Below are 11,842 nucleotides of genomic sequence, written 5' to 3'. Positions count from 1 at the left end.
GTCGCCGGTGTCGTTCCCCGGACGGGCGAGCCGGGTCGTCGCTAGGATCGGCCGGGTCGTCGGCATCGAGGGGGAATTCGTGTGTGGGGGAGTACCGGACGAGCAGCGGCGCGTCCGAATCATGAAGTCGCGCAGTGTGTCCTGCACGCTGCCCGCCGTGGTGGCGATGGCGCTGGTGGCGGCGGGGTGCGGGACCGGGGCGCCGGCGCATCGCGCGGCCACCACCTCGGCGAAACCGCCGGTGACGAGCACGGCCCGGCCGACCACGACCGCGCGACCCACCACCACGACCTCGGCCCGGCCCACCACCAGCCCGCCCGCGCAGCCGACCGCCGTCGGCATCTGCGTGGACACCACCTCCTCGACCCGGGTGGCCGACGGACTGTGCGACACCGCCGAGGGCCGCTACGCCGATTTCTGGTACCAGCACACCGATACGCTGGTGTACCCGGCGATCGGCGCCGCCGTCGCGCTGGCCGCGGGCAGCTTCATCCGGCCCGCAGGCGCCGGCGTCTACGACCGCGGCGTACCGGACTCCGGCGGCACGGTCCAGCGGGGCGGGCTCGGCACCAGCCGTCCCGACTCCGGGGGCAGCACCGGGTCCTGACGATCAGGCCGGATCCGGGGCCGGTTCTTCCGCGTGCGGGGTCGCGCTGCCCCGTCCGGTGGGATCGAATCCGCCTGCCGCGCTGCGGTGATGGTTGATCAACACGTCGTAGATCTCGGCCAGGGCGGCCAGCTGGCCGCGGTCGAGGACGTCGATCATGTGCCGTCGCACGCTGCGCACGTGCGCGGGCGCGGCCGTGGTGAGCAGCTGGCCGCCCGCGCTCGTCAGGCGGGCGACGGTGCGGCGCTGGTCGTGTGGCATCGTCTCCCTGATCACCAGCCCGCGTTTCTGCATGCGGGTGATCTGGTGCGAGAGCCTGCTCTGCGACCATTCCAGCGCGCCCGCCAGATCGGCGAAGGTGAGGCGCTGACCCGGCGCGTCGGCCAGGTATACGAGCACCGAGTACTCGACCCAGCTGAGGTCGGCCGCCCGGCCCGCGTCACGCCCGATCGCCGCGGCGATCAGGTCGCGGGTCCGGACATAGCCCAGCCAGGCGCGCATTTCGACATCATCGAGCCACTGTGGATCGGTCACGATCGAGCTCCAGATTCTCCGGTGCAAGCTTCGGATTGGAACGGTGCACGCCCCGCCACCGTCCGGGTGAATGGGTAGCACCGTTTGGGTTGAACGTGCAACCTCGATCTTGGTTCAGGCATTTGCCTTACGTCACATAGGGTTGCCTAACCAGCAGGTGGACGCGGGTGGTCGATAGGCTTCCGAGTGCTTTGTGACCAGCCACCCGAGGAGTGCGATTCGTGACCGCGCCGGAGTTCCGCTATTCCGATCTGCTGCCGATCGGCGCCGACGACACGCCGTACCGCTTGCTCACCACCGAGGGGGTCAGCACCTTCGAGCACAACGGTCGCACCTTCCTGCAGGTCGAGCCCGAAGCGCTGCGGCTGCTCACCGAGACGGCGATCCACGACATCAGCCACTACCTGCGGCCCGCGCACCTGCGCCAGCTGCGCAAGATCATCGACGATCCGGAGTCCTCGGGCAACGACCGCTTCGTCGCGCTGGACCTGCTCAAGAACCTCAACATCTCCGCGGGCGGCGTGCTGCCGATGTGTCAGGACACCGGCACCGCGATCGTGATGGGCAAGAAGAGCGAGGGCGTGCTGACCGGTGTCGACGACGCCGAATGGATCAGCCGCGGCGTGTTCGACGCCTACTCCACGCTGAACTTGCGCTACTCCCAGCTGGCTCCGATCACCATGTGGGACGAGAAGAACACCGGCTCCAACCTGCCCGCGCAGATCGAGCTGTACTCGACCGAGGGCGACGCCGACAACCCGGTCTACAAGTTCCTGTTCATGGCCAAGGGCGGCGGGTCGGCCAACAAGTCGTTCCTGTACCAGGAGACCAAGGCTGTCCTGAATCCCGAGCGCATGCTCGAGTTCCTCGACGAGAAGATCCGCTCGCTCGGCACCGCGGCCTGCCCGCCCTACCACCTCGCCGTGGTCATCGGCGGCACCAGCGCCGAATTCGCCCTGAAGACGGCCAAGTACGCCTCCGCGCACTACCTGGACAACCTGCCCACCGAGGGCTCGATCACCGGCCACGCGTTCCGCGATCTCGAGCTCGAGGAAGAGGTCTTCCAGCTCACCCGCGAGTTCGGCATCGGCGCGCAGTTCGGCGGCAAGTACTTCTGCCACGACGTGCGCGTGGTCCGCCTGCCCCGGCACGGCGCCTCCTGCCCGGTCGCCATCGCGGTGTCCTGCTCGGCCGACCGCCAGGCGCTGGCCAAGATCACCAAGGACGGCATCTTCCTGGAGCAGCTGGAAACCGAACCGGCCCAGTACCTCCCGGAGCAGACCGAGGAGATCCTCGGCGGCGACGTGGTGAAGATCGACCTCAACCGGCCGATGGACGAGATCCGCGCCGAGCTGTCGAAATACCCGGTGAAGACCCGGCTTTCGCTGACCGGCCCGCTGGTCGTCGCCCGCGACATCGCCCACGCCAAGATCAAGGAGCGGCTCGACGCGGGCGAGCCGATGCCGGAGTACCTGCGCGACATGGCCGTCTACTACGCGGGCCCGGCCAAGACCCCCGAGGGCTACGCCTCCGGCTCCTTCGGCCCCACCACCGCGGGTCGTATGGACTCCTACGTCGACCAGTTCCAGGCCGCGGGCGGCTCCATGGTCATGCTGGCCAAGGGCAACCGTTCGGCCCAGGTGACCAAGGCCTGCAACGAGCACGGTGGCTTCTACCTGGGCTCCATCGGCGGCCCCGCCGCCCGGCTGGCACTGGACTGCATCAAGAACGTCGAGGTGCTCGAGTACCCCGAGCTGGGTATGGAAGCGGTCTGGAAGATCGACGTCGAGGACTTCCCCGCCTTCATCGTCGTCGACGACAAGGGCAACGACTTCTTCGCCGAGACCTCCAAGCCGATCGCCCTGCGCGTGCGCACCCGCTCCAAGGAACGCGTGTAACCGTCCCGCTCGGCCACCGACCGCGAAGACCCCGGCCTCGCCACCGTGCGAGCCGGGGTTTTCGTTCGTTCCCGGCACACAGGCCGCCGGTGTAGTGTGACCCGCGACATACGCTGGACCGGTTCGACGGGGGTGGAAATGGCGGCCACCGGGATACCGCCCTCGGGGCGCGTCGCGCGCGGGGCGAAGCTGGGGCAGCTGGCGGCCGAACAGACCGTGCGCGGGGTCGGAACGCGGCTGTCGATGATCGGGCGCACCGAGGAGGCCAGGCAGGTGCTGGCCGAGCGGTCGGCGATGAAGACCGCGCAGCAGATCGTCGCGGTGCTCGGCAGCATGAAGGGCTCGGCGATGAAGCTGGGCCAGATGCTGTCGGTGCTCGACCTCGATTTCGTCCCCGAATCGCACCGCGCGCAGTTCACCCGTCAGCTCGCGGCGCTGCGGGATCGGGCGCCGGCCGTCGCGTTCCCTACCATGCGCCGGGTGATCGAGGACGACCTCGGCCCGCTGGCGCGCATCTTCGCCGACTTCGACGAGACCGCCATCGCCGCGGCCTCGATCGGTCAGGTGCACCGGGCGACCCTGCGCGACGGCCGCGCGGTGGCGGTGAAAGTGAAATATCCCGGCGTGGAACGGGCCGTGCACGCCGATATCGGCAACCTCGAATTCCTCAGCAAGATGGCCAGATCCGTGCTCCCGAGCATGGCCGACACCGGGGTGCTGGAAGAGATCGCCGCCAACCTGCGCAGCGAGCTGGACTATCTGCGGGAGGCGCGGACCCAGCACCGGGTCGCCCAGCGCTACCGGGGACATCCCTTCATCACCGTGCCCGACGCGATCGAGGAACACTGCTCGCACAATGTGCTGGTGACCGAATACGTCACGGGGCATGGCTTCTCGCACCTGCAGACGCTGCCCGATGCGGACCGGGACCATTACGGCGAACTGATCTACCGCTTCTATCTCGGCACCCTGTTCGCCGACAACGAATTCTGCGGCGATCCGCATCCGGGCAATGTGTTGCTCGCCGAGGACGGCAAACTCGCCTTCGTCGACTTCGGGCTCTACAACCGGATGGACCCCGAGCACGTCGATTTCGAGCGCTCCTGCCTGCGGGCCGCCGCCGAGGACCGGCCCGAGGACCTGTACGCGGCCTGGGTCGGGCGCGGCATCATCGACCCGGACGCCGGCGTCACCGTCGAGGAGTGCCTGGCGTACGTGTGGGCGGCCTGCGGGTGGCATCTGCTCGACGAAGAGGTCACCATCACTCCCGAATTGGCCACCAGCGCCGTGCTGCTCGCCGTCGACCCGCGTTCGGTCGAGTTCCAAGGCATGCGCAGGCAACTGCTCCCGCCCGAGCACGTCTTCTCGCGGCGTGCCGACCTGTTCACCTTCGCCACCCTCGGCCAGTTGCGGGTCAGCGCCAACTGGCATCGGCTGGCCCGCGAATGGCTCTACGGTGAGCCGCCGGCCACCGAGACCGGCCGCGCGATCGTCCGGTGGCAGAGGGGAAATCAGCCGCCACCGCGCCCGGATCGCCCGTCCCCATGACGCTGACCTGTGCCTACGCAATGACGTAGTAGCTTGGTCGGCGTAGGCACCGGCGACGAGCGGCGAAGGAGGCACGGTGGGTCATCGGACTGGCCGTCCCTCGTCGCGCCGGACTGGCGCGCTGTGCGCGTTCGTCATTGTCGTGGCCGCCGTGTGCGCGCTCGTGATCGACTGCACCACGGTGCACCACGACAACCACCACGCCCCGGAGGCGGCGCTCGGCGTGGTCGCGGCCGTCGCCGACGGGGCCGGGCTCGCCGTTCCCGATCATCCACTGCCCGACCACTGCCTCGTCGGTACCGTGGCGCCCGATACCGGGCTCGTGCTGCCCCTGCTCGGCCTGCTCGGGGCGCTGGTGATCGTGCTCCTCGCGAGCCTCGGGCATCCGGCCGCGGCCCCGCGCGCCCCGCCTCGCTCATCACTGCGGTACCGCCAGGGCCGCGACATCCTCACCCAGTTCTGCATCTGTCGACGCTGATCGGTCAGCGCCAGGCCCGTCACCCATGGCGGGCCGGTGTTCGCGTGCCCGTTCTCGTCCGCGCCGCCGTGCCCGGCGGCCGACACAGGAAGCGACAGACATGCAGGAATACGTGCTCGACCGGACCGCCGCCGCGATCGCCGAGCGTCCCCAGGGACTCGTCGGCAATACCCCGGTGATGTGGGTGGGAGCGCCGCTGGCCACCGCCGACCGCGGGTTCTGGGCCAAGCTGGAAGGATTCAACCCCGGCGGGATGAAGGACCGCCCCGCTCTGCACATGGTGCGCAGGGCCGAACACCGCGGCGACCTCGCCCCCGGCGCGCGGATCGTCGAATCCAGCAGCGGCACCCTCGGACTCGGGCTCGCCCTGGCCGGACTGGTGCACGCTCATCCGGTCACCGTGGTCACCGATCCCGGACTGGAACCGATCGTCGCGCGGATGCTCGCCGCCTTCGGTGCCCGGGTCGACCTGGTCGAGCGAGCCCATCCCACCGGCGGCTGGCAGCAGGCGCGCCGGGACCGGGTCGCCGAACTGGTCGCCGCCGAGCCGACCGCGTGGTGCCCGGACCAGTACGGCAATCCCGACGCCGCCGACGGCTACGCCGGGCTCGCGCACGAGCTGATCGACCAGGTCGGGCGCGTCGACGTGCTGGTCTGCGCGGTCGGCACGGGCGGCCATTCCGCCGGTGTCGCCAGGGAACTGCGCCGCCGGTTCCCTGATCTGCGCCTGATCGGCGTCGACACGGTGGCCTCCGCGATCTTCGGCCAGCCCGCGGGGCCACGGTTGATGCGCGGACTCGGCTCCAACATCCACCCGGCCAATGTCGACTATCGCGCCTTCGACGAAATCCATTGGGTCGCACCGGCGGAAGCGGTCTGGGCCTGCCGGACACTGGCCGCGACGCACTACGCCACCGGCGGGTGGAGCGTCGGCGCGGTCGCCCTGGTCGCGGGCTGGGCGGCCCGGACGGCCGACGCGGAGACCAGGATCGTCGCCGTCTTCCCCGACGGCCCGCACCGCTACTTCGACACGATCTACAACGACGGCTACTGCCGTACGCACGGCTTGCTCGCGGGTCCGCCCGCCACCGACCCCGACACGATCGATCACCCGGCCGAGCGCGTGGTCGAATCCTGGACGCGCTGCACGACGGTGCTCGATCCCGGCGCGCTCGCCGAGACGGGCCCGGTGCGCGCATGAGGACCCTGCGGATCTTCGCCGGGTTCGATACCCCCGCCCGGCTGCTCATGATCAACCAGTTCGGCATCAACCTCGGCTTCTACATGCTGATGCCGTACCTGGCCGGGTACCTGTCCGGCCCGCTCGGCCTGGCCGCGTGGGCGGTCGGACTCGTGCTCGGCGTCCGGAACTTCTCCCAGCAGGGCATGTTCCTGATCGGCGGCACCCTGGCCGACCGTCTCGGCTACAAACCGCTCATCGTCGCCGGATGTGTCTTGCGCACCGCGGGATTCGCCGCGTTGATCTTCGCCACCTCGCTGCCGATGCTGCTGATCGCCTCCGCCGCGACGGGATTCGCGGGTGCGCTGTTCAATCCGGCGGTGCGCGCCTATCTGGCCGCCGAGGCAGGCGAGCGGCGGGTCGAGGCGTTCGCGGTGTTCAACGTGTTCTATCAGGCAGGCATCCTGGCGGGTCCCCTCGTCGGGATCGCCCTGCTCGGGGTGGACTTCCGGTGGACCGCCGCGGCGGCGGCCGCCGTGTTCGCGGTGCTCTCGGTGGCACAGCTGTGCGCGCTGCCGCAGCGCAGCGGCGCGACCACCGCGACGTCGGTGTGGACCGACTGGCGCGCGATCGCCGGTCACCGGCGGTTCGTGGCGTTCGCGGTGGCCATGGGCGGCACGTATGTGCTGTCGTTCCAGGTGTATCTGGCGCTGCCGCTGCACGCGGGCACCATTTCGGGCGCGGGCGGGCAGGAACTGACCGCGCTGGTGTTCGTGGTGTCCGGCGTGGTCGCCGTCGCCGGCCAGGTGCGGATCACCGCGTGGTTGCGAGCGCGGTGGGGGATCGGGCGTGGTCTGGTCCTCGGTGTCGGCGTGCTGGCCGCGGCGTTCGTCCCGCTCGCGCTGATCCCCGGCGCGGAGTCGTTCGGGACGGTGGCCGCGGCCGCGGCGCTGCTGCTGTCCGCCGCGGTGCTGGCGGTCGGGACGGCGGCGGTCTTCCCGTTCGAGATGGACACCGTCGTCTCGCTGAGCGAGGGCAAGCTGGTGGCGACCCACTACGGGTTCTACAACACGATCGTCGGGGTGGCCATCCTCGCGGGCAACCTGGGGACCGGCGCGGTCCTCGACGTCGCGCGCGCGGCCGGCGCCGACCGGTTGGTGTGGGTGGGTCTGACGCTGATCGGCCTGCTGACCGCGGTCGCGGTCCAGCGCGCGATCCGCCCGGTACCCGGTCGGCACCGGCAACTCGACGCGCTGCCCGCCTACACCGCCGCGCCGGGCCGCTGGCCGATCCGGCCGGACCGGGCGACCTCGGGCGAGCTGACCCGCACACCCTGAATCGGTCGCCCGACCTGCCGGAACGACCCCGCGCACCGTGCCCGAGCCCACCCACGGCGGTCAGCTCGGGCACGGACCGGGTCGATAGACTTCCGGCATGACTACTGTGCTCGGCCGCCTGGCCGACCGGATGCTGGTGACGGTCACGGCCGCCGCGGCCGTGACCGTCGTCGGCATCGGCATCGCCGAGGCCCAGCCGGGCGCCACCGACCAGCGCGAACAGTTCCAGTCCGCCGCGGGCACCGAGGGCCTCGACCCGCCGCTGGCCCTGGCCTACACCCTCGCCGAGCAGCAGGCGCACGCCGAGGGCGTCCCGCTGTCGATCACCTCGGGCTACCGCACCCCCGAGCAGCAGGAAATGCTGTGGCAGGACGGCCTCGCCACCTACGGCACCCCTGACGAGGCCCGCCGCTGGGTGCTGCCCCCGGCGGAGTCCACCCATGTCTCCGGCCACGCCGTCGACGTCGGCCCCCAGGTCGGCGCCCAATGGCTGGAAACCAATGGCAACCGCTGGGGCCTGTGCCGGACCTTCGACAACGAGTGGTGGCACTTCGAGCTGGTCACCGCTCCGGGCACCCCGTGCCCGCCCCGCGTGCCCGATGCCGGCATGCGATAGCCGAACGCCACGAACGAACCACCGGGCAGGGTGCCGCGCACCCTGCCCGGTGTGCTGTCACCGGCCGGATTCAGCGCAGGTCGGCGAAGAAGGTGCGGATGTCGCTGGCGTGGGCCCGGGGTTCTTCCATGGCGACGAAGTGGTTGCCCGGGTTGCCCGAGGGCCAGTGGGTGATCTTGTGGTCGCGGTCGGCGAGCTTGCGCATCAGCGGTGAACCGCCGCCGTAGACACCGGTCGGGACCAGATTCTGGCCGGGGGGCCAACCGAAGCCACCGTCGCGCAGACCGTCGTACATCGGCCACGAGGAGGTGCCGGTGGTCTGGGTGAACCAGTAGATCGCGGCGTTGGTGAGCAGATGGTCGCGGTCGATGACGTCCTCGGCGAGGTCGGCCATCGGGGTGAACTCCTGGAACTTCTGCATCAGCCAGGCCAGCATCGCCACCGGGGAGTCGTTCCAGCCGAGCGCGAAGGTCTGCGGCGCGGCCCGCAGCAGGGTGTGGTGGTCGACGCCGCCGGTCATCCACTGCTGCATCTCCTCCCACTGCCGCAGGTCCTCGTCCGACATCGTCGGCACGTCGGCCGCGGTCGGCATCCCGATCCCGCCGTCGAGATGCACGCCGATGACGTGCTCGGGCGCGGCGAGCGCCATCTCCGGGGCGATGTAGGCGCCGAGGTCACCACCCTGGGTGCCGTAGCGGTCGTAGCCCAGCCGGTCCATCAGCGTGGTCCACATCCGGGCCACCCGGGCCGCGCTCATGCCCGTCTCACGCGGCGCCGCCGAGAACGCGAAGCCGGGGATCGACGGCACCACGACGTGGAAGGCCGGGGCCGGGTCGAGCCCGTGGGCCCGCGGATCGGTCAGCGGGCCGATGGTGCGGGTGAACTCGACGAACGAGTTCGGCCAGCCGTGGGTGAGTACCAGCGGCACCGCGTCCGGCTCGGGGGAGCGCACGTGCAGGAAGTGCACGTCGAGGCCGTCGATCTCGGTGACGAACTGCGGGAACTCGTTGAGCGCGGATTCCTGTGCGCGCCAATCGAAATCCTCGGCCCAGTACCGCGCCAGGTCGCGCAGGTAGTCGGTCGGCGCGCCGCGGTCCCAGCCCGCTCCCGGCAGCGGCGCGGCCCAGCGTGCCCGGCGCAGGCGCTCGCGCAGGTCGTCGAGATCGGTCTGCGGGATGTCGATACGGAAGGGACGAATGGTCGTCATCTGCACTCCTCGGTCGGTGTGCACACCACGCTAGGAGTCATCTAGGACAATTTCGGTCCTAGATGCGCGGCAGAATATCGGCCATGACCGATACCGCCGCCCGGCTGCTCCGTTTGCTCTCCCTGCTGCAGATGCCACGCGAGTGGCCGGGCAGCGAACTCGCCGACCGGCTCGGTGTCACCGACCGCACGGTCCGCCGTGATGTCGACCGGCTGCGCGAGCTGGGCTATCCCGTCGTGGCGGCGCTCGGGGCGACCGGCGGCTACCGCCTCACCGCCGGTTCGGCGCTGCCGCCGCTGGTGCTCGACGAGGACGAGGCGGTGGCCGTCGCGGTCGGCCTGCGGGTCGCGGCCGGGCAGGCCGTCGCCGGGATCGAGGACGCGGCGGTGCGCGCGCTCACCAAACTCGAACAGGTATTGCCCACCAGGCTCCGCAGGCGGGTGCGGGTGGTCGGCGCGGCGGTGACGGTCTCCGCGGGCGCGGGCCCCACGGTCGATCCGGAGGTTCTCACCGTCCTCGCCGCCGCGGTGAGCAACCGGGAACGGGTGCGCCTGCGCTATCGGGACGCCGCGGGCGCCGAGTCGCGGCGACACGTCGAGCCGATCGGCATCGCGGCGGCGGGCCGTCGGTGGTATCTGGTCGCCTACGACCTCGAGCGCGACGCCTGGCGCAGCTTCCGCGCCGACCGCGTCGAGCAGCCGCGACCGACCGGCGCCCGCATCGTCGTCAGGGAACTCCCCGCCGCCGATGCCGCGGAGTACGTCGCGGGGCGCCGAACCGACTGGGCCACACCGCGATACACGGTGGACGTGACGTTCGAGGCGCCGGCGCACCGGGTGGCGGGCAGGCTCGGTGCGGCGCCGGACAGCATCGTGGCCGACGGCGATGCCAGGTGCCGGCTCACCGAAACCCGCGACGACGACCCGCGATGGCTCGCCGCGCAACTCGTCGCCCTCGGCTTCCCGTTCCGGGTGCACGGCTCCCCGGAGCTGCGAGCACACCTGCGCGCCTGCGGGTCCCGGCTCGCGGATGCGCTCGCCGAATGACCTCAGAGCCTGCCGGTGTCCTTGAGCACCCGGCGTGACTGGGCGAACAGCATGCCCACATTGACCGTCTTGCGGCACACCACCACGACCACCAGATCGTCGCGGCTCTCCGCGCGCAGGAACAGGTGGGTGAGGTTGTTGGAATTGACCAGGATCTCCTGGAAGTAGTGGTCGTCGCTGCGGATGCCGCGCCGTTCCTTCCAGATGTCCTCGATCATCACCACATTGCGGCCCTGGAACAGGTCGAGGGTGGCGGCCGCGAGCAAATCCAGCACCTCCGGCGGATGGTTGTCGACGGTCTCCACCGACAACAGCATGCCGGTCGACATGTCGATGACGCCCGCGGCGACGCAGTCGGGAACTTCGGCGCGCAGCGACTTGACCATCCCGGTGAGCCGTTCGTTCATGCTGGCGGGGGTGCCGTTGGTGTTCATGAGATCCTCTCGGTTCTCCGCCGTGGCGAAGAGTCGGGTACGTCCACGGCGGTCGTGGACGGGGGAGCGGCCTGCGGTGGACGCGGCCGGAGGGTGTCGTTGATGCCGCTGGCGCCGCGGCGGCGCCGGGGCAGCGCCGGGTCGACCATGCCCGCCCCGGCGGGGACGGGCGGGTGGTCGGCGGCGTGCCGGGCGGGCACCGTCAGCTGACCGGCGCCGAGCAGGCGCGCGACCTCGACGGTCACCGGGTAGAGCGGACGGCCGAGCAGGAAGGCCAGGTCGCGGCAGCTCCTGGTGCCGTCGACCAGGCGCAGGAGCTCGGCGCCCTGCTCGCGTACCGAGCGGCCGAAGTCGGTGAGCGCCAGCAGGTTCCGGTACGGCGAGAAGCCGGCGTGCGCGAGCGCGGCCAGCCTGCGCTCGGCCTCGCCGAGCAGCCACTCGGCGTCGTAGCCGGAATCGTCGGCGGCGACGACATCCGGGTGGGCATCGATCCAGTGACAGCGATCGATCCAGCCCGCCGCGATGGCGAAGGTGCCGTCGACGGTGGCCGTCATCCGCAGCAGCCGGGTGCGGGCCGCGCCGAGCGGCTGTGCGTCGTCGTGCGGGTCGAGGGCGTCGAAATCCGGTGCGCCACCGGTACTCACGGCCACGATCCGGCCGTCGACGCAGCGGATGTCACCGCCCGGTTCGCCGGTGACGCGCAGGATGCCGGTGAACCGGCGCGCGTCGGCGTCGGTGAGCGCGGCCGCGAGTGGACGGGTGGTGTCCCGCAGGGGGACGGGGAGCTGCATGGTGGTCACATCCCGCGGTGGGCAAGGAAAGGTCGGCGCCGGATCGGTGCAACGGCGATCCCGGCGCAGGCGAGCCAGCAACGGCCGCAAACCATTTCCGGCGAATATGTCCGGCACCTTCATCGGGCTGGGTCGGCCGAGTTCCGGCGAACTCAGCGCATCGTCG

General features: G+C 70.9%; 12 protein-coding genes. 8 read left to right on the top strand and 4 right to left on the bottom strand.

What is annotated here, in order from left to right; translation table 11 throughout:
* The first annotated feature begins 121 nt into the window (after positions 1–121).
* Positions 122–607 (top strand): hypothetical protein, encoded by a 486-nt coding sequence (locus ATM97_RS20820; protein WP_218719711.1) that lies wholly within the window; start codon positions 122–124, stop codon positions 605–607.
* Positions 608–610: 3 nt separating this feature from the next.
* On the opposite strand, the gene ATM97_RS20815 is transcribed toward ATM97_RS20820, so the two are convergent.
* On the bottom strand, positions 611–1,141 hold the full coding sequence (locus ATM97_RS20815) for a MarR family winged helix-turn-helix transcriptional regulator (protein WP_308248562.1): 531 nt from the start codon (positions 1,139–1,141) through the stop codon (positions 611–613).
* A 221-nt stretch (positions 1,142–1,362) separates the two neighbouring features.
* On the opposite strand from ATM97_RS20815, the gene ATM97_RS20810 reads away from it, so the two are divergent.
* From ATM97_RS20810 to ATM97_RS20785, 6 genes are all read left to right on the top strand, one after another.
* Positions 1,363–3,039 (top strand): fumarate hydratase, encoded by a 1,677-nt coding sequence (locus ATM97_RS20810; RefSeq protein WP_218719710.1) that lies wholly within the window; start codon positions 1,363–1,365, stop codon positions 3,037–3,039.
* 138 nt (positions 3,040–3,177) lie between these two features.
* Positions 3,178–4,587, top strand: a complete 1,410-nt coding sequence (locus ATM97_RS20805) for an AarF/ABC1/UbiB kinase family protein (protein WP_218719814.1) — start codon at positions 3,178–3,180, stop codon at positions 4,585–4,587.
* A gap of 76 nt (positions 4,588–4,663) precedes the next feature.
* The gene (locus tag ATM97_RS20800) at positions 4,664–5,065 is read left to right on the top strand and encodes a hypothetical protein (protein ID WP_218719709.1); all 402 of its coding nucleotides are present in this window, start codon (positions 4,664–4,666) and stop codon (positions 5,063–5,065) included.
* Between the two features lie 100 nt (positions 5,066–5,165).
* On the top strand, positions 5,166–6,266 hold the full coding sequence (locus tag ATM97_RS20795; protein ID WP_218719708.1) for a PLP-dependent cysteine synthase family protein: 1,101 nt from the start codon (positions 5,166–5,168) through the stop codon (positions 6,264–6,266).
* A complete protein-coding gene (locus ATM97_RS20790; RefSeq protein WP_218719707.1) occupies positions 6,263–7,582 on the top strand; it encodes an MFS transporter in 1,320 nt (439 codons plus the stop codon). The genes ATM97_RS20795 and ATM97_RS20790 overlap by 4 nt, the downstream gene beginning before the upstream one ends.
* Before the next feature lie 97 nt (positions 7,583–7,679).
* Entirely contained in the window at positions 7,680–8,198 is a 519-nt protein-coding gene (locus ATM97_RS20785) for a M15 family metallopeptidase (protein WP_255588139.1), read from the top strand.
* A 70-nt stretch (positions 8,199–8,268) separates the two neighbouring features.
* Here the strand turns inward: ATM97_RS20785 and ATM97_RS20780 are convergent, their stop codons facing one another.
* On the bottom strand, positions 8,269–9,405 hold the full coding sequence (locus ATM97_RS20780) for an epoxide hydrolase family protein (protein WP_218719706.1): 1,137 nt from the start codon (positions 9,403–9,405) through the stop codon (positions 8,269–8,271).
* Positions 9,406–9,488: 83 nt separating this feature from the next.
* Here ATM97_RS20780 and ATM97_RS20775 point away from each other — a divergent pair, with 83 nt between their 5' ends.
* Positions 9,489–10,451: a YafY family protein gene (locus tag ATM97_RS20775; RefSeq protein ID WP_218719705.1), complete on the top strand. Its 963-nt coding sequence runs from the start codon at positions 9,489–9,491 to the stop codon at positions 10,449–10,451.
* Positions 10,452–10,453: 2 nt separating this feature from the next.
* On the opposite strand, the gene ATM97_RS20770 is transcribed toward ATM97_RS20775, so the two are convergent.
* Complete coding sequence (locus tag ATM97_RS20770; protein WP_218719704.1) at positions 10,454–10,885, bottom strand: hypothetical protein; 432 nt, start codon at positions 10,883–10,885, stop codon at positions 10,454–10,456.
* Positions 10,882–11,676: a DUF4388 domain-containing protein gene (locus ATM97_RS20765; protein ID WP_218719703.1), complete on the bottom strand. Its 795-nt coding sequence runs from the start codon at positions 11,674–11,676 to the stop codon at positions 10,882–10,884. The genes ATM97_RS20770 and ATM97_RS20765 overlap by 4 nt, the downstream gene beginning before the upstream one ends.
* Between the last annotated feature and the right edge of the window lie 166 nt (positions 11,677–11,842).

This window comes from Nocardia sp. MH4 (assembly GCF_019266065.1).
GTDB lineage: Bacteria > Actinomycetota > Actinomycetes > Mycobacteriales > Mycobacteriaceae > Nocardia > Nocardia canadensis.
The sequence above is the reverse complement of the archived record's forward strand: the minus strand, read 5'-3'. Positions and strand labels throughout refer to the sequence as shown.